General features: G+C 34.0%; 16 protein-coding genes and 1 tRNA gene. 10 read left to right on the plus strand and 7 right to left on the minus strand.

Features of this window, described 5'->3' with window-relative positions; translation table 11 throughout:
- Positions 1-243 precede the first annotated feature (243 nt).
- The 6 genes from DM397_RS17830 (at position 244) to DM397_RS17855 (ending at position 6,945) form a co-directional block, all read left to right on the plus strand.
- Positions 244-1,935, plus strand: a complete 1,692-nt coding sequence (locus DM397_RS17830; protein ID WP_111378831.1) for a ribulokinase — start codon at positions 244-246, stop codon at positions 1,933-1,935.
- On the plus strand, positions 1,919-2,620 hold the full coding sequence (locus DM397_RS17835; RefSeq protein WP_111284502.1) for an L-ribulose-5-phosphate 4-epimerase: 702 nt from the start codon (positions 1,919-1,921) through the stop codon (positions 2,618-2,620). Before DM397_RS17830 ends, DM397_RS17835 begins: the two co-directional genes overlap by 17 nt.
- Positions 2,621-2,782: 162 nt before the next feature.
- A complete protein-coding gene (gene araA / locus DM397_RS17840; protein WP_111368490.1) occupies positions 2,783-4,291 on the plus strand; it encodes an L-arabinose isomerase in 1,509 nt (502 codons plus the stop codon).
- A 141-nt stretch (positions 4,292-4,432) separates the two neighbouring features.
- A complete protein-coding gene (locus tag DM397_RS17845) occupies positions 4,433-5,617 on the plus strand; it encodes an aldose epimerase family protein (RefSeq protein WP_111378832.1) in 1,185 nt (394 codons plus the stop codon).
- A gap of 190 nt (positions 5,618-5,807) precedes the next feature.
- On the plus strand, positions 5,808-6,368 hold the full coding sequence (locus DM397_RS17850) for a hypothetical protein (RefSeq protein WP_142479079.1): 561 nt from the start codon (positions 5,808-5,810) through the stop codon (positions 6,366-6,368).
- Between the two features lie 118 nt (positions 6,369-6,486).
- A complete protein-coding gene (locus DM397_RS17855; protein ID WP_111378834.1) occupies positions 6,487-6,945 on the plus strand; it encodes an OsmC family protein in 459 nt (152 codons plus the stop codon).
- Between the two features lie 39 nt (positions 6,946-6,984).
- On the opposite strand, the gene DM397_RS17860 is transcribed toward DM397_RS17855, so the two are convergent.
- Positions 6,985-7,064 (minus strand) — tRNA-Leu (locus tag DM397_RS17860).
- A 288-nt stretch (positions 7,065-7,352) separates the two neighbouring features.
- Between DM397_RS17860 and DM397_RS17865 the strand changes: the two genes are divergently transcribed.
- The 4 genes from DM397_RS17865 (at position 7,353) to DM397_RS17880 (ending at position 10,920) form a co-directional block, all read left to right on the plus strand.
- Entirely contained in the window at positions 7,353-8,294 is a 942-nt protein-coding gene (locus tag DM397_RS17865; RefSeq protein WP_111378835.1) for a ribose-phosphate pyrophosphokinase, read from the plus strand.
- A 118-nt stretch (positions 8,295-8,412) separates the two neighbouring features.
- A complete protein-coding gene (locus DM397_RS17870; RefSeq protein WP_111368498.1) occupies positions 8,413-9,024 on the plus strand; it encodes a 50S ribosomal protein L25/general stress protein Ctc in 612 nt (203 codons plus the stop codon).
- Between the two features lie 515 nt (positions 9,025-9,539).
- The gene (pth, locus tag DM397_RS17875) at positions 9,540-10,169 is read left to right on the plus strand and encodes an aminoacyl-tRNA hydrolase (protein ID WP_111378836.1); all 630 of its coding nucleotides are present in this window, start codon (positions 9,540-9,542) and stop codon (positions 10,167-10,169) included.
- A gap of 139 nt (positions 10,170-10,308) precedes the next feature.
- Positions 10,309-10,920 carry a superoxide dismutase gene (locus tag DM397_RS17880; protein ID WP_111378837.1) on the plus strand — a complete coding sequence of 204 codons (612 nt, stop codon included), beginning with the start codon at positions 10,309-10,311 and terminating at the stop codon, positions 10,918-10,920.
- An 851-nt stretch (positions 10,921-11,771) separates the two neighbouring features.
- Here DM397_RS17880 and DM397_RS17885 read toward each other — a convergent pair.
- From DM397_RS17885 to DM397_RS17915, 6 genes are all read right to left on the minus strand, one after another.
- Positions 11,772-13,670 carry an amidophosphoribosyltransferase gene (locus tag DM397_RS17885; protein WP_111378838.1) on the minus strand — a complete coding sequence of 633 codons (1,899 nt, stop codon included), beginning with the start codon at positions 13,668-13,670 and terminating at the stop codon, positions 11,772-11,774.
- An 83-nt stretch (positions 13,671-13,753) separates the two neighbouring features.
- Entirely contained in the window at positions 13,754-14,677 is a 924-nt protein-coding gene (locus DM397_RS17890; RefSeq protein ID WP_111378839.1) for a PfkB family carbohydrate kinase, read from the minus strand.
- A gap of 520 nt (positions 14,678-15,197) precedes the next feature.
- Positions 15,198-15,452 carry a hypothetical protein gene (locus DM397_RS17900; protein WP_111378841.1) on the minus strand — a complete coding sequence of 85 codons (255 nt, stop codon included), beginning with the start codon at positions 15,450-15,452 and terminating at the stop codon, positions 15,198-15,200.
- A 146-nt stretch (positions 15,453-15,598) separates the two neighbouring features.
- A complete protein-coding gene (locus DM397_RS17905) occupies positions 15,599-16,498 on the minus strand; it encodes an alpha/beta hydrolase family protein (RefSeq protein ID WP_204251882.1) in 900 nt (299 codons plus the stop codon).
- A gap of 8 nt (positions 16,499-16,506) precedes the next feature.
- On the minus strand, positions 16,507-16,911 hold the full coding sequence (locus DM397_RS17910; RefSeq protein WP_111378843.1) for a hypothetical protein: 405 nt from the start codon (positions 16,909-16,911) through the stop codon (positions 16,507-16,509).
- Complete coding sequence (locus tag DM397_RS17915) at positions 16,895-17,482, minus strand: RNA polymerase sigma factor (RefSeq protein ID WP_111378844.1); 588 nt, start codon at positions 17,480-17,482, stop codon at positions 16,895-16,897. Before DM397_RS17915 ends, DM397_RS17910 begins: the two co-directional genes overlap by 17 nt.
- Between the last annotated feature and the right edge of the window lie 91 nt (positions 17,483-17,573).

Raw genomic sequence — 17,573 nt, forward strand, 5'->3', positions numbered from 1 at the left:
AAGTAAATGGAAGCAAAGTTCAATACAATTTTCCAGCTTACTCTGTGACCATCTTGAAGATTAAGATGAAATAATCGCAACATTATAAATGTAACATTAACATTTATCTTTTGTTTTGACCTTAAATCCTTGTTTTGATGCATTTTTTGTAAAAATTAAGGAGCAGAATTTTATTAAGTGTTTTTTATACACTTATAAATTATTTATAATTATATTTGTCAATATTTTAAAAATAAAATACGAATGAAAAATTATGTAATAGGATTGGACTACGGAACAGATTCTGTTCGCGCGGTGCTAATTGATACTGAGAATGGACAGGAGCTGGCATCGAATGTTTCTCATTACAAAAGATGGAAAAACAAACAATATTGTGACGCCTCTATAAACCAATTCCGTCAGCATCCTTTGGATCATATTGAAGGATTGGAAACTACGATTCAAAACGTTGTAAAAGAAAGTAAAGTGGATCCATCATTGGTTCGCGGAATTTGTATCGATACAACAGGATCTTCTCCAGTTCCGGTTACAAAAGATGGAACGCCATTAGCATTGACAAAAGGCTTTGAAGAAAATCCAAATGCAATGATGGTTTTATGGAAAGACCATACTTCTATAAATGAAGCAAACGAAATTAACGAACTGGCAGTAAGCTGGGGCGGGGAAGATGTAACAAAATACGTTGGAGGAATTTATTCTTCCGAATGGTTTTGGGCAAAAATCCTTCATATCGCAAGACAAGACGAAGCGGTTAGAAATGCAGCGCATACATGGATGGAGCATTGCGATTTAATGACCTATTTATTAATTGAAGATAAAGATTTAAAAACCTTCAAAAGAAGCCGTTGTGCAGCAGGACATAAAGCAATGTGGCACACAGACTGGAACGGATTACCGCCAGTTGAATTCTTAGAAAAGTTGCATCCATATTTAGCACAGCTTCGCGGAAATTTATATGATGAAACCTATACTTCAGATTTAGTTGCTGGAAAATTAAGCCAAGAATGGGCAGACCGTTTAGGGCTTTCTACAGAAACAGTTGTGGCTGTTGGTACTTTCGACGCGCATTCTGGTGCAGTTGGAGCTAAAATCGAAGAAAATACTTTGGTTCGTGTTATGGGAACTTCGACTTGCGATATTCTAGTTGGTTCTTACGAAGAAGTAGGAACAAAAACCGTTCGCGGAATCTGCGGACAAGTTGATGGTTCAGTTATTCCTGGATTTATTGGTTTAGAGGCAGGACAATCTGCTTTTGGAGATTTATTGGCTTGGTACAAAGAACTTTTAATGTGGCCGACAGAACATTTATTGGGTTCTTCATCTGTTTTAAATGAGGCTCAAAAAGAACAGTTAAGAGAAGAATTCAGCGATAAATTAATTGTTGAATTGACAAAAGAAGCAGAGAAAATCCCAGTTTCAGAAAGTCTTCCAATTGCTTTAGACTGGATTAACGGTAGAAGAACTCCAGATGCGAATCAGGAAGTAAAAAGCGCGATTTCGAATCTTTCTTTAGGAACAAAAGCACCACATATCTTTAAAGCTTTAGTAAACGCAATCTGTTTTGGAGCGAAGAAAATTGTAGATCGTTTTGAAGAAGAAGGAGTAAAAATCGACAGCGTAATCGGAATTGGCGGTGTTGCTCGTAAATCGCCTTTTATTATGCAGACTTTGGCCAATGTTTTAAACAAGCCAATTAAAGTTGCAGCTTCAGACCAGACTCCTGCTTTAGGAGCGGCAATTTATGCAGCCGTTGCAGCAGGAATTTATCCAAATGTAATCGAAGCAAGCCAAAAAATAGGAAGTGATTTTGACGGAGAATATTTCCCTCAATTAGATAAAGTTGCCGCTTATAACAAACTGCTTATTGCTTACGAACAATTAAGTGCTTTCGCAGATCCAACTATTAAAATTTCTCAAAATGAGTTCTCTTTATAAAGATTTAAAACAAGAATGTTACGAAGCCAATATGCAGTTAAATGCATTGAATTTGGTGGTGTATACATTCGGAAATGTAAGCGCTGTGGATAGAAAAAATGGTGTTTTTGCCATTAAACCAAGCGGTGTTCCTTACGAAGATTTAAAACCTGAAGATATCGTAATTGTCGATTTTGATAATAATGTTATTGAAGGTACAATGCGTCCGTCATCTGACACCAAAACGCATGCTTATTTATACAAACATTGGCCAAATATTGGTGGCGTTGCACATACTCACGCAACATATTCTGTGGCTTGGGCACAATCGCAGCAAGATATTCCGATTTTCGGAACAACGCATGCCGATCATTTAACAGCAGATATTCCGTGTGCGCCCCCGATGGCAGATCATTTAATAGAAGGAAACTACGAACACAATACCGGAATTCAGATTTTGGATTGCTTCAAAGAAAAAAATCTTTCTTATGAAGAAGTAGAAATGATTTTAATTGGAAATCACGGCCCATTTGCATGGGGAAAAAATGCTGCAAAAGCGGTTTACAACAGTAAAGTCTTAGAAGTTGTGGCAGAAATGGCCTACCTGACTTTACAAATAAACCCAAACGCACCAAGATTAAAAGATTCATTAATAAAGAAACATTACAACCGTAAACACGGAAAAGATTCGTATTACGGACAGTAATAGTTTTGTTTCAGGTTTCAGGTTTATTGTGTTTCAAGTTGTTGGAACGTTCAACTTGGAATCTGAAACAAACAAAAACAAAAATAATAACATAACAATGAGATTTTCCGCATTTCAGAACCTGAAACCTGAAACAAAGAAAACTTGAAACAAAATAAAAAAATGATTGATATATCTCAAAAAGAAGTATGGTTTGTAGTAGGAAGCCAGGAATTATATGGTGAAGAAACGCTTAGAAAAGTAGCAGAACATTCACAGATTATTGCAAAAGGATTAGATGCTTCATCATCAATTCCGGTAAAAGTGGTTTACAAAGATGTAGTGAAATCTCCTTCGCAGATTTTAGATGTGTGTTTGGCAGCAAACTCTGCTAAAAACTGTATTGGAATTATTGCTTGGATGCATACTTTTTCTCCAGCAAAAATGTGGATAGGCGGATTAAACATCCTTAAAAAACCATTGTGCCATTTACATACACAATATAACGCTGAAATTCCGTGGGGAAGCATCGATATGGATTTCATGAACTTGAACCAATCAGCTCACGGAGATCGTGAATTCGGTTTCATTATGTCTCGTTTACGTAAAAAACGTAAAGTAGTTGTAGGACATTGGGAAGATCAAAGAGTTCAAAAACAATTAGGAATTTGGTCAAGAGTTGTTCTTGGATGGGACGAACTTCAAAACCTAAAAGTAGCTCGTATTGGAGACAATATGCGTGAAGTTGCCGTTACAGAAGGGGATAAAGTCGAAGCTCAAATTCGTTTCGGAATGTCTGTAAACGGATACGATTCTTCAGACGTTACAAAGCATATCGAGAAAGTAACAGACAAACAATTAGCTGATTTATTAGCAGTTTATGAGTCTTCTTATAACTTAACAGATTCTTTAAAAGAAGGTGGAGCACAAAGAAGTTCATTAGTTGAAGCGGCAAAAATCGAATTAGGATTAAGAGCTTTCCTTGAAGAAGGAGGATTCGGTGCTTTCACAGATACATTTGAAAACCTTGGAGTTTGGAAACAATTGCCAGGAATCGCAACACAAAGATTAATGGCCGACGGTTATGGTTTTGGTGGAGAAGGAGACTGGAAAACAGCCGCGATGGTTAGAGCTTTAAAAGTAATGTGTGTTGGTTTAGAAGGCGGAACTTCTTTTATGGAAGATTACACATATCATTTCACACCACAAAAATCTTATGTTTTAGGTTCTCACATGTTGGAAATCTGTCCATCAATCGCTGACGGAAAACCTTCTTGCGAAGTGCATCCATTAGGAATTGGCGGAAAAGAAGATCCAGCTCGTTTGGTGTTTAATTCGCCTGCAGGAGATGCAATTAATGTTTCTTTGGTTGATATGGGAACTCGTTTCCGTTTAATTGTGAACGAAGTGGAAGCAGTGAAACCAATGGCAGAATTACCAAAATTACCTGTAGCACGTGTTCTTTGGGATTGCAAGCCAAATTTAGAAGTTGCAGCAACAGCTTGGATTTTGGCTGGTGGAGCGCACCACACGGTTTACAGCCAGTCAATTACTACAGAATATATGGAAGATTTCGCAGATATTGCAGGAATCGAATTATTGGTAATTGATGAAAAAACAACTGTAAGAGAGTTTAAAGATAAAATCAATGCTAACGAAGCATACTTTCATTTGTTTCAACACGGCCTGTAAGGCGGTAAAATGTAATTTGTAAGATGTAAAATGTGAAAAAATTTAAAAAGGTAATTTTTACATTTTTAAAATGATTAAATTTCAGGTCTAACATTTTACATCTAAACATTTAACTTTTTACAAACCCAAAAAATATCATTTATGAATGTATTAAAACGATCTCTTTTTATATTAAGCTTGCTTGGAACTGCAATAGTTTTAGTTCAATGTAAAAGTGATAAAAAAGCAGATACAGAAAAAGTGGCTACTGAAGGAAAAAATTTAGTAACGATTGAAAAATCGGAATACGGAGCAACAGCAAAAGGCGAAAAAGTCGAAAGTTATAAACTGAAAAACCAAAATGGGATGGAAGTGGATATCATCACTTTTGGTGGAAGAATTACAGATTTGAAAGTGCCAAATAAAGAAGGGGTTTCAGAAAATGTAGTAATCGGATTTAGTTCTTTAGCTCAATATGAAAAAGAAAATCCGTTTTTCGGAGCTTTAATCGGAAGATATGGAAATCGAATTGCAAAAGGTAAATTTTCATTAGACGGAAAAGAGTATCAATTAGCGATTAACAACGCACCAAATGCTTTACACGGTGGTCCGCAAGGATTTTTTAATGTGGTTTGGAAAGCAGATGAGGTTAAATCTGGCGATACAGCATCTTTAAAATTATCTTATGTAAGCAAAGATATGGAAGAAGGTTATCCTGGAACTTTAAAAGTTTTTGTGACTTATACATTGACAAATGACAATCAGTTAGAAGTTTTGTATGAAGCAACAACAGACAAAAAAACGGTTGTTAACTTGACGCAGCATTCATATTTCAATTTATCTGGAGATTTTACCAAAACCATCTTAGATCACGAATTGACTTTAAATGCAGATAAATTGGTTCCAGTTGATGCTGATTTAATTCCGACAGGAAAATTAGAAGATGTTGCTGGTACACCTTTCGATTTCAGAACGCCAAAATTAATTGGGGCAGCTATCAATGCTAAAAATGATCAATTAGAAAAAGGAAAAGGTTATGATCACTGTTGGGTGTTGAATAACCCTGAAAAAGGAAAAACAATTATTGCAAAAGTATACCACGCAGCAAGCGGAAGAATTATGGAAATGACAACAGACGAACCTGGAATTCAGTTCTATTCTGGAAATTTCCTTGATGGAACTTTGCCAATGCCAAACGGAGGAACTTTTGCACACAGAACAGGACTTTGTTTAGAAACTGAACATTATCCAGATTCTCCAAACCAGAAAAATTTCCCAACAACAGTTTTAAATCCGGGAGAAAATTATAAAACGAAAACTACTTTTAAGTTTTCAGTTAAAAAATAGTTTTAGAATCTGTTTATTAATTTAGTAATTTTCTAAAAACCTCGAAAGTTTGTGCTTTCGAGGTTTTTTTTATTTGTTTTCTGCCACGAATTCACGAATTTTAGATTGTGACAATTTGTGAAATTACACTTTAGCTATATTTCAATTTATATAAATTCGTGAGTTCGATTCAAAAAACAGGATGAAATTGATGAAAAAATATTTTTTTGGTATAATGATATTTATATTGCTGACTTCACTTGTACCATTTCAAAGCGATTCTGAAACTGGATTTTCAGAGGTTTGTTTAGAAAACAGTAAAAGCTTTAAAGAAATTGATCATCATGCGGTTGTTCTTAATGAACAAAAGAGAAAATTTATAAGTCTTGTAGAATTCAGCAAGATTTTGGATCAAGTTTCTAAATATGATTTAGATAAAAAAAACAAATACAGGATTGAAAAAAGTAAAAGTGGCAAGATCGAAAAATGTAAATGGGAATCTTTGTCAAAAAAAGAAAATCTAATAAGTATAGAAAAACAAATCTTTAATACAGAAATAGAATGTCCTCTTGGTGATAAAATAATAAAAGGGAATTTTAAAATTGTTGATTATTTGATCGTAAGAAGGGTTTTTCCAAAAAAAATATACTTGCGAATTGGTGAAAATGAAATACAGAAATTATCGATTGATAAGGTGAATTATTTTCCGTATTTCGAGGGGAGACTTCTTTGCCTAGATGAAGCCGAAGCTGAATTTGATAAATTAAAATAAATTTATATAAGGCATTTTGGATCTCGAAAAGTCGCCACGAAAAACAATAAACTTTGCGTCTTCGCGACTTTGCGATATTAATTTAAAGTAGAGCTAGTAAAAATTAAAACTTAGCAAAATGAAGCATTTATTTAAAACTCAATTAAACTGGACTTCAAAAAAAGAAGATTCTTCTATAAAAAAATACAGCAAAACCCATCAAATAAAAATTGAAGGAAAACCAATTTTAGATGTTTCAGCAGCAAAAGCCTTTAAAGGTGATCCAGAATTATACAATCCAGAAGATTTATTGTTAAGCAGTTTGGTTTCCTGCCATATGATGTCGTATTTATATGTCTGTTCCCAAAACGGAATAGAAGTTTTAGAATATTCAGATAGTGCAGAAGCAACTTTAGAAGTAAATCAAGATGGAAGCGGTCGTTTTGTTGAGGCAAGATTATATCCGAAAGTAAAAATTTCAAATTCAGATCAAATTGAATTGGCTTTAGAGTTGCATCAGAAAGCAAATCAATTGTGTTTTATTGCTAATTCATGCAATTTTTCAATTTTGCATCATGCAGTTTGTGAAGCAGTATAAATAAAAAAAACCTCTTCCGTATAAGAAGAGGTTTTTATGTACCCGGAGCCGGAGTCGAACCGGCACGGTTTCCCACAGGTGTTTGAGACCAGCGCGTCTACCAATTCCGCCATCCGGGCGTAGCAGACGAAAAAATAAATGATAAATCAGTTATTTTAACGCAATAGAATGAAGTCATAAATGGCGTCATTCCTTTAACACGGTGCAAATGTAAAAAATAATTTTAAACGAACTACTAAAAATACTTAAATTTTTGCTTTCAGTGTTCAATAAATTTTATAAATTTGCAGCTCGTTAAAACGAAGCACACACAACTAACTACATCCGAGACATTTATACGCTTTCGACTTTATTGAAATATAAAGTTGATTTTTTTTAAAAGTAACGGAATAAAACAACAAATTACAATGTCGCACCTAGAACCAGAAGCTAAAATTTTTGCTTGTTCACAAAGTGTTTATCTTGCAGAAAAAATTGCAAAAGATTACGGAATTCCGTTAGGAAAAGTAACGATGTCAACGTATAGTGATGGAGAATTTCAGCCGTCATACGAAGAATCAATAAGAGGTTTACGAGTATTCATCGTATGTTCAACTTTTCCAAGTGCAGATAATCTGATGGAATTGTTGTTAATGATTGATGCGGCAAAACGTGCATCAGCAAGACATATTACAGCTGTTATGCCTTATTTTGGTTGGGCAAGACAAGATAGAAAAGACAAACCAAGAGTTCCAATTGGAGCTAAATTAGTAGCAAACCTACTAACAGCTGCAGGAGCAACAAGAATCATGACTATGGATTTGCACGCAGATCAGATTCAAGGATTCTTCGAAAAACCAGTAGATCATTTATTTGCATCTACGATCTTTTTACCATACGTAGAAAGTTTAAATTTAGAAAATCTGACAATTGCATCTCCAGATATGGGAGGTTCAAAAAGAGCATATGCTTACTCTAAGTTTCTAGAATCAGATGTAGTAATCTGTTACAAACAAAGAAAAGCAGCCAACGTTATCGACACTATGGAACTAATTGGTGAAGTAAAAGGACGTAACGTAATCTTAGTAGACGACATGATCGATACAGGAGGGACTTTAGCGAAAGCGGCAGACCTTATGATCGAAAAAGGAGCGCTAAGTGTAAGAGCAATTTGTACGCATGCTATTTTATCTGGTGGAGCATACGAAAAAATCGAAAACTCAAAACTAACAGAATTAATCGTAACAGATTCTATTCCGTTAAAGAAAGAGTCAAAAAAGATAAAAGTGGTAAGCTGCGCGCCTTTATTTGCTGAGGTAATGCAAATGGTTCACCACAACAATTCCATCAGTGGAAAATTCATTATGTAAAAGCAGTAAGCTGTAGGCTTTAGGTCGTAAGCTTATTTACTTTGCATAAAAGCTTAAGGCGTATTGCCTAAAGCCATAGCAAACAAGAATATTTATTTAATAACTATATTTTTTTACAATGAAATCGATTACAATTAAAGGATCAGAAAGAGAAAGCGTGGGCAAAGTGTCAACTAAAGCCTTACGTAATGCTGGACAGGTACCTTGCGTTTTATACGGAGGAAACCAGGCAGTACACTTCTCAGCAGACGTTACTGCATTCAAAAACTTGGTTTACACTCCAAACGCTCACACTGTTGTGATCGAACTTGGAAAAGGAAAATCATTCAATGCAATTTTGCAAGATATCCAAGTTCACCCAGTATCTGACAAAATTTTACACATTGACTTCTTCCAATTATTTGATGATAAAGAAATCACAATGGAAGTTCCTGTGAAAATCGTTGGTACATCTAAAGGTGTTCTTGCGGGAGGTGTTTTACGTTTGAACCAACGTAAATTAAAAGTTAAAGCTTTACCAGCAAATCTTCCTGATTTCGTTGAAGCTGACATCACTCCACTTGAAATGGGTAACAAATTATACGTTACTAAAGTTGGAAAACCAGAGTACAAAATTATGCACCCAGACAACACTGTTGTTTGTCAAGTGAGAATCTCTCGTGCTGCTATGAAAGCTGCTCAAGAGGCTGCAAAAGCTGCAAAAGCTCCTGCAAAAGGAAAGAAAAAATAATTTTTTTCAACTCATACAAAAAGCCTCAATCTTACGATTGGGGCTTTTTTTTAGCTTCTAAGTTTCTAAGGTGCTGAGATGCTAAGTTTTTTTTTTAAAGAAATTCTCTAATTGTCACATTCTCAAATTTTCTAATTATTTTTTAGAAGCAGCAACTTTCCGTTTTCATAAGACGTGACGTTCCTGCCATCCGCTGTATCTTTTCCTGGCTAAAGAAGCCAGAAAAAGGATGCCGCTCCTGTCAGGGCTAGCGAGAAAATATCTTTTTCATAAGGTTCTAAGTTGCTAAGAGTCTGATATACTAAGTTTTTTCATAGTTGTCAGGCCGAACGAAGTCGAAGTCTTTGTGTTCTTTGCAAATCTCAGTAAAAGCTATTTCTTAGCGTTCTTAGCGCAAAACCCTTGCGATCTTTGCAGTTAAATCACAGCCAGCAAGTAATTGTCTAATTGTCGCATTCTCAAATTATCTAATTAACAAATTGTCACATTCTCTAATTAATCTTACTTTTGCAGTCATGATAAAATGGATAACAAAACTGTTTTCATCAACACCAAAAGAAGAGAACATAGAAGATAATATGAAGAAATATTTAATAGTAGGTTTAGGAAATATAGGAGCGGAATACGTAAATACGAGACACAATATCGGATTTAAAGTCCTGGATTTTTTAGCCAAAAAAGAAGGACTTTCATTCGAAACCGTAAAATTGGGTGCTTTGGCTGAGTATAAATTTAAAGGAAGGACTTTTTTTCTTTTAAAACCAAATACTTACATGAATTTAAGCGGTAAAGCGGTAAAATATTGGATGGATAAGGAGAATATACCGCTTGAGAATATTTTGGTCATTACAGACGATTTAAACCTGTCATTTGGCACTATTAGGATCAAACCAAAAGGGAGCGACGGCGGACATAACGGTTTGAAAAATATAAATTTAATTTTAAATACACAAAACTATACCCGTTTCAGATTTGGTATCAGTGATCAATTTAAAAAAGGACAGCAGGTAGATTATGTTTTAGGAGAATGGACTGCTGAAGAAGAAGCAAAACTTCCAGAACGTTTAGAAACTTCAGCAGAAATTATTAGAACTTTTGGAACAGCTGGTTTAGAAAATACAATGACTACATTTAATGGAAAATGAAGATTTTCAGGTGTTTATATTGTAAAAATGTAAATTATCAGCGAATTTAATTCAATTATAACGAAATAGTATTTTCAATTCCAAAGTTAAATGTCTAAATTTGGAATAAATTATTATAAACCATAAAAATCATAATACCATGGCTTTTGAATTACCGCAATTACCTTATGCATACGATGCATTAGAACCACATATCGATGCACGTACAATGGAAATCCATCATACAAAGCACCACAACGCTTATACTACAAATCTTAACGCAGCTATCGCTGGAACAGATTTAGAAGGAAAAACAATCGAGAACATCTTAATCAACTTAGACAAATCTAACGCTGCAGTTCGTAACAATGGTGGAGGTTTCTACAACCACAATTTATTCTGGACTGTAATGTCTCCAAACGGAGGAGGATTGCCAACAGGAGATTTATTAGCTGCAATTGAGTCTTCTTTTGGATCATTCGAAGAATTTAAAGCAAAATTTGCTAAAGCTGGTGCTACACAATTTGGTTCTGGATGGGCTTGGTTAACAGTTCAAAAAGGAGGGAAATTAGAAGTTGTAGGTACTCCAAATCAAGATAATCCATTAATGCCAGAAGCTGCTGGTCACGGTGGAACTCCAATCTTAGGAATGGACGTTTGGGAGCACGCTTACTACTTAAACTACCAAAACAGAAGACCAGATTATATTGAAGCTTTCTTCAGTGTAATTAACTGGACAGAAGTGGCTAGAAGATTTGCTTTAGACAAATAAGAGAATAGAGTAAAGAATAAAGAGAAAAGACGAGTGCCAAAAGGTGCTCGTCTTTTTTTATCTATACCTTTCTTGTATAATCTTTGTTCTATTTTCTTTCATCTATTCTCTTAAAAAAAAAGAAAAATAAAAAAGGCGGAAAGAAGTTCCGCCTTTTTTGCCCCAAATCTACCATAAACTTAACCTACTAATGTTATGGTTGTGTAAAGGTATGGCAGATATTTTTTTGAAGGAAACATATCAGACGAAAGGCAAGTATATCCGTTTAAAGGCTTGTATGGTCTATTTTGTAATATGTCTAGATGTAATTCAATAAAAAAGGCGGAATTTCTTCCACCTTTTTTGCCCCAAATCTACCATAAACTAACCTACTAATGTTATGGTTCAGTAAATGTATGGCAGTTATTTTTATAAAGGAAAATTTTTAGATGAAAAGCAATTAAACTCGACAAAACGTATTTAACTTACTGTTTTTCAGTATTTTATGTGTTAAATAAAAAAGGCGGAAGAAATTCCGCCTTTTTTGCCCCAAATCTACCATAAACTAACCTACTAACGTTATGGTCTAATAAATTTACGGCAGTTATTTTTATGATTAAAAATTTTTAGATGAAAGGTAAGTAAATCCGATTAAGAGATATATAATCGACTGTTTATAAATTGTTTGAGTTTATTCCAATAAAAAAGGTGGAATTGCTTCCACCCTTTTTGCCCCAAATCTACCATAAACTTAACCTACTAATGTTATGGTATTCCAAAAGTATCATAGCTTTTCAACTTCACCAAAGAAATAGGATGAACGGCAAAAAAAACCGATGAAATGCACTATTTAACCTTTTATTAGTATTTTATTAATACGCTCGAGCGTCTTTTCCTTCATAAAAATTCATGAATGCACGATTCACGACTCTGTTTCCACCTGGAGTTGGATAATCTCCTGTGAAATACCAGTCACCTAAATTTTTAGGACATGCTTTATGCAAATCTTCTACTTTCTGGAAGATGATTTTTACTTCAGCATTAATTTCTGGTGAGCTTAACATTTCTGCAATTTTATCTGAAATCTCTTCATCTGTAAATTGATCGTATATTGCTGTAACATAGTTAACAACGTCTTTGTCTGCGAAATTTTCTTGTGCCTTACATTTAGCATAAACTTCGTCTACGATGTGGTACAAGTTTCTTTCTTTCAATAAAGCAAGTGCTGCTCTAAAGGCAACTAAACCTTCTAATTTTGCCATATCGATTCCGTAACAGTCTGGATAACGAATTTGTGGTGCAGATGAAACGATTACGATACGTTTTGGTTTCAAACGATCCATCATTTTAATGATGCTCATTTTTAATGTAGTACCACGAACAATACTGTCGTCGATAATAACCAAATTATCTTCTGGCTTAATTACGCCATAAGTAACATCGTAAACGTGAGCTACTAAATCATCACGGCTGCTATCTTCAGTAATAAAAGTTCTAAGTTTAGCATCTTTAATGGCTACTTTCTCTGTACGAATCTTTACAGCTAAAAGTTCCTGAAGTGTTTCTGTTGTTAATGTATTTCTATTTTCTAGAATATAATTGTTTTTTCTCTGATTTAAGAAATCCTGAGCAGCTTCAACTAAACCATAAAATGATGTTTCGGCTGTATTTGGAATATAAGAGAAAACAGTGTTGTCTGTATCACTGTCAATTGCTTTAAGTACAGCAGGTAAAATTAATTTTCCTAAATCTTTACGTTCTTGGTAGATTTCAGCATCACTTCCTCTTGAGAAATAGATTCTTTCAAAAGAACAAGCTTTTTTAACGGTTGGTTCCAAGATCTGATTCATAGAAACATTTCCGTTTTTCTTGATGATCAAAGCGTGACCTGGGTCGATTTCCTGAACGCTTTCAAAAGGAACATTAAATACCGTTTGAATAACTGGTCTTTCAGAAGCTACAACCACAACTTCGTCATCTTGGTAATAATAAGCTGGACGAATTCCTGCTGGATCTCTAAATACAAAAGCATCACCATGACCTAATAAACCAGCCATTGCGTAACCACCGTCTAAGTTTTTAGCCGAACGAGCTAATATTTTTGCAATATCCAAACGCTCTGCAATTACTGGAGAAGCATCTCTTTTTGAGTAACCTTCAGCTTTACAGTCTTGGTACAATTGCATAACTTCCTTGTCTAAGAAGTGGCCAATTTTTTCCATTACGGTAACGGTATCAGCCATTTCTTTTGGATGCTGTCCTAATTCAACAAGATTTTCGAAAAGTTCTTTAACATTGGTCATGTTGAAGTTTCCTGCCAAAATCAAGTTACGGTGCATCCAGTTGCTTTGACGCAAAAATGGGTGAACACTTTCGATGCTGTTTTTTCCAAAAGTTCCGTAACGAACGTGACCTAAAAACAATTCTCCAACATAAGGAATATTTGCTTTTAGCTCTTTCATGTCGTCTCCAAGTTCTGGATGCGCTTTTAGTTCTTCGCTAACACGCTCATTGATTTGTTTGAAAACATCTTGGATAGGTTGTGAATGATTCGAACGAACTCTGCTGATATAGCGTTGTCCAGGTTCTACATCAAATTTAATGCTTGCAAAACCAGCTCCGTCTTGTCCACGGTTGTGCTGTTTTTCCATCATTAGATACATCTTCTGGATTCCGTAGAACGCAGTTCCGTATTTTTCTTTATAATATTCAAGCGGTTTTAGTAGTCTAACTAAGGCTATACCACATTCGTGTTTTAAAGCGTCGCTCATTGTTTTTTGTTATTTGTGTGTTGTTGTAAGTTGTGTGTATTAACGTAATAAAAAAAGCCCCGTTTTATCGAGGCTCTTAGGCATTATATTTCTATGTCAAACTGAGTTAACGACTTAAATTGCTGTAATCGAATCGCTACTTCGGCTTTACTTAATGATTCCATCCTTTCAGTTCCAAATTTTTCAACGCAGAACGAAGCTAAATTTGAACCGTAAATAATTGCATTCTTCAAGTTGTTAAACGAAATGTTTTCGCTTTGTGCAATAAATCCAGAGAATCCACCTGCGAAAGTGTCTCCTGCTCCAGTTGGATCAAAAACATCTTCTAATGGTAAAGCTGGTGCAAAGAAAACTTCTCTGTTGTGGAATAAAAGTGCTCCATGTTCTCCTTTTTTGATCACCACATATTTTGGTCCCATGTCTTGGATTTTAGCAGCAGCTTTTACTAATGAATATTCACCAGAAAGTTGTCTCGCTTCTTCGTCATTGATTGTAATAACATCTACACGTTTAATAACGTCTAATAATTCTGGAAGAGCGCAGTCCATCCAAAAGTTCATAGTGTCTAAAACTACTAATTTTGGTTTTTTCTCCATTTGGTCCAGAACACTGCTTTGTACTAATGGATGTAAGTTTCCTAACATCACAACATCAGCATCTTTGTAGTTTTGAGGAACTTTTGGCTGAAAATCAGCTAAAACGTTCAACTCTGTTACAAGAGTGTCTCTAGAATTTAAATCGTTGTGGTATAAACCGCTCCAGAAAAAAGTCTTTCCTCCTTTTACAATTTCGATACCAGAGATATCAATATTTTTTGAAGTTAAAAGATCTAAGTGTTCTTGAGGGAAATCGTCGCCAACTACAGAAACAATGGCCGATTGCAAGTTAAAAAATGACGCTGATAATCCGATGTAGGTTGCAGCACCACCTAATATTTTATCTGTTTTTCCGAAAGGAGTTTCAATCGCGTCGAAAGCAACTGTTCCAACAATCAATAGTTTATTCATTTTATGAATTTCGAATTAGGGTGCAAAGATACTTCATAAGTTACAATCTTGCAATGGTTTAGGTTCTCAAAATTTTCTTAAAAAAATGACATCAATTTCGGAGTGAAAATACTGTAAATGAATTGGTTAAAAACTGTTTTTAATGAAGCTTAAAATAGATTTTTCAGAATTAATCTGCAAGTTTTTTGAAAATAATTGCGAATATTTTACAGGTTATATTTCTATCTTATTTTTTTAAATGAAGAAGATTTTCTTTTTCCACTTAAAACGCCAAGAATTGTAATATGATAATTTTTAATTTTAAATACAATTAACCAAGTTTTATAAGTTGCTTCTCTTTAAATTTTGGATTTTGTTGGAAGATTTTCACACTCGGAATAAATTAAGGGATTCTCAATGATTTTATTCATCGTTTTGTTAATTCCATTACCAATTTTAATAGCGTTTAAAGGTTGGTGTTTTTCGAAAGCGATGTAATCAACAATCTCTTCTAAGTTTTGGAAATAATTCTCGGAAATATCTAACGTATATTGTTTTGTATCTTCAGTTTTTTTTCTTCCCATTTCTCATTAAACTTTTCTAAAGACATTGTTTTGGATTTTTCAGCATTTTCAATCCACTTAACAAAGTCTTCTTTGGACAAATTACTTTCAATTTGATCAACTTCATTCTCGAAATCAATCGATACTTTCAATGATTTTCCAACATAGTTTTTTGGAATTTCAAATGAAAGATTGACAATTTTGTCCTTAGGAGTAATGGTTTTTTGTATCATTTTTCAAAAATTTAATGAACCTTACAAAAATACGATAAATAAATTTACCATCAGTGATATAAGTTTTTTTAACAATTTTACAAGAAGCACTTCCTGTCAAAATAATTTTCTAGAAATCTCAAGATATATTGTAGTTATAGTTAATGCTATTGTTTTTTAATCCAATTGATCGCATCGTTCATAGGCTCTTCAGATTTTGAAAAAGCGGTATTGTGTCCCAGATTTGGAAACAATTTATATTCATAATGTTTTCCTTTAGATTTTAATTTATCAAGATATTCGATGGATAAATTCGCAGGAACTTGAATGTCTTTGCTTCCAAAAATCCAAAATCCTGGAATTGATAATTTAGAAAGTGCATCATTAGGATTTGTATCAATGAACTCATATTTGTCCGGATCATTGAATACATGTTTTCTAGCCTCTTCTTCAGAGTGCGTGTCCCAGAATTTTTGATCACCATTTGTATAAAATTGGAATCTCAATTGTTCTTTAACCGTGATAAGAGCTCCACTAAAGATGGTCATAAATTTGACTTTCTTATTTTTTTCTGCAGCTAACGGAATAATCCATCCAGCTTGGCTGCCACCTATTAAACCTATTGATGTTTTGTAATTTGATAAATGTTTGGCTAAAGTATTTACGGCAGCACTTGCATCTAAAGACAAAAGGGTTAGATTGGCAAAATCAACATTGTTTGTTCCTACTTCAGGTCCTGCATACACGCCGCCTGATTCTCCGACTCCACGTTTATCATACGTTAAAACTGCAATTCCATTGTTGGCAAGAGTTGTAGCAAAGTCCATCATTCTTTTTTCTTGTCCAGATCCATGAACAATTACAACGGCAGCTTGTATGTTGTTAGGCGTAAAAATAGTTCCCGCAAGTGAAATTCCTTCGCTAACAAATTTTATTTCCTTAGTCGAAAAGTTTGACGGAATTGCCGATGCATAACTAGTGACAAATAACAACAACATTAAAAAGGAATATATGTATGTTTTCTTTGGTCTTTGAGTGTGTTTAAAAATCGTTGTTTTATGTTTCATTTTTAAATTTATAGTTGATACTTTTTATCAAAATAATTTTTTAAAATTCCAACCTGAACCAAAATCATAATTGGAACAATTAAAATGGCGTATAAGATGTTTTTGGAAAGATGAATTCCAGAAAACGCTGTTGATATTCTATCAGAGTATAATTTTCCAACTTCATCAATTTTGAAATCAGTTTCAGAAACTGAGAAAAAGGAAACATAAATTACTAATACAGCTACAGCCAATCCGATCGAAATCCAGATTGGTTTCGAAATCAAAGGTTTGTATGTTTTCAGTTTTTTCTCTTCTAAAAGATGAACTTCAACCATTATTTTAGAAGTGAAATCTATTGATGGTGACTGCAGTTTTTCATCGGCCATCATTTTTTCAATAAGTTGTTCTATATTTTTATCGCTCTCTTTCATAACATTCTATTATTTCTGGTTCTAACTGCTGTCTCAAAATTACGGCTAATTTTTGTCGACACCTAAACAGTTTTACTTTAGCATTGTTAGCCGATATATTCATGATTTTTCCAATTTCTTCTAAATTTTGATCATCAAAATAAAATAAGGTCAAAAGGAAGTTTTCGTCACTTGGTAATAAATTTAAACATTTCTGAATGGTTTGCTTTCGTTCTTTTTCTTCTAAAGCGCTCAATGCATTATCCATTGTTTTGATTAAATGAGAAGAGAAATCATCTATAGAAATATTCAAATCGTCTTTTTTGTTTTTCTTCAAACGGTCTAGACAAGTATTGTAGGCAATTTTATAAATCCAAGTCGAAAATTTAGATTCTCCTTTAAATTTTGTCAAAGAATTATAAATTTTTATAAAAGTGTCTTGAGCAACTTCTTCTGCTTCTTCACGGTTTTTAACCATTTTAAGTGCTAAAGTAAAGATCATATCTTTATAACGATCCACAAGAACGGAAAAGGCATTCGTCTCGCCCTGCAGAATTTTATCGATATAATGTTGATCATGTATTGTGCTCATATTATATAGGACGACAGTTTGTTTATTTAGGTTACAAGAAAAGTGAAAATAAATTCCAATTTCCAATTCTTGGGAAAATTCCAAATTCTAA

Source organism: Flavobacterium nitrogenifigens (assembly GCF_003254565.1).
Classification (GTDB): Bacteria; Bacteroidota; Bacteroidia; order Flavobacteriales; family Flavobacteriaceae; genus Flavobacterium; species Flavobacterium nitrogenifigens.

Excerpts from the sequence above, each read along its gene's own strand:
- DM397_RS17910 (WP_111378843.1), bottom strand. The coding sequence starts at position 16,911 with ATGAAAGAGAGCGATAAAAATATAGAACAACTTATTGAAAAAATGATG.
- DM397_RS17830 (WP_111378831.1), top strand. The coding sequence starts at position 244 with ATGAAAAATTATGTAATAGGATTGGACTACGGAACAGATTCTGTTCGC.
- DM397_RS17855 (WP_111378834.1), top strand. The coding sequence starts at position 6,487 with ATGAAGCATTTATTTAAAACTCAATTAAACTGGACTTCAAAAAAAGAA.
- DM397_RS17885 (WP_111378838.1), bottom strand. The coding sequence starts at position 13,670 with ATGAGCGACGCTTTAAAACACGAATGTGGTATAGCCTTAGTTAGACTA.
- DM397_RS17880 (WP_111378837.1), top strand. The coding sequence starts at position 10,309 with ATGGCTTTTGAATTACCGCAATTACCTTATGCATACGATGCATTAGAA.
- araA (WP_111368490.1), top strand. The coding sequence starts at position 2,783 with ATGATTGATATATCTCAAAAAGAAGTATGGTTTGTAGTAGGAAGCCAG.
- DM397_RS17835 (WP_111284502.1), top strand. The coding sequence starts at position 1,919 with ATGAGTTCTCTTTATAAAGATTTAAAACAAGAATGTTACGAAGCCAAT.
- DM397_RS17900 (WP_111378841.1), bottom strand. The coding sequence starts at position 15,452 with ATGATACAAAAAACCATTACTCCTAAGGACAAAATTGTCAATCTTTCA.
- DM397_RS17845 (WP_111378832.1), top strand. The coding sequence starts at position 4,433 with ATGAATGTATTAAAACGATCTCTTTTTATATTAAGCTTGCTTGGAACT.
- DM397_RS17915 (WP_111378844.1), bottom strand. The coding sequence starts at position 17,482 with ATGAGCACAATACATGATCAACATTATATCGATAAAATTCTGCAGGGC.
- DM397_RS17890 (WP_111378839.1), bottom strand. The coding sequence starts at position 14,677 with ATGAATAAACTATTGATTGTTGGAACAGTTGCTTTCGACGCGATTGAA.
- DM397_RS17850 (WP_142479079.1), top strand. The coding sequence starts at position 5,808 with ATGAAAAAATATTTTTTTGGTATAATGATATTTATATTGCTGACTTCA.
- pth (WP_111378836.1), top strand. The coding sequence starts at position 9,540 with ATGATAAAATGGATAACAAAACTGTTTTCATCAACACCAAAAGAAGAG.
- DM397_RS17865 (WP_111378835.1), top strand. The coding sequence starts at position 7,353 with ATGTCGCACCTAGAACCAGAAGCTAAAATTTTTGCTTGTTCACAAAGT.
- DM397_RS17870 (WP_111368498.1), top strand. The coding sequence starts at position 8,413 with ATGAAATCGATTACAATTAAAGGATCAGAAAGAGAAAGCGTGGGCAAA.
- DM397_RS17905 (WP_204251882.1), bottom strand. The coding sequence starts at position 16,498 with ATGAAACATAAAACAACGATTTTTAAACACACTCAAAGACCAAAGAAA.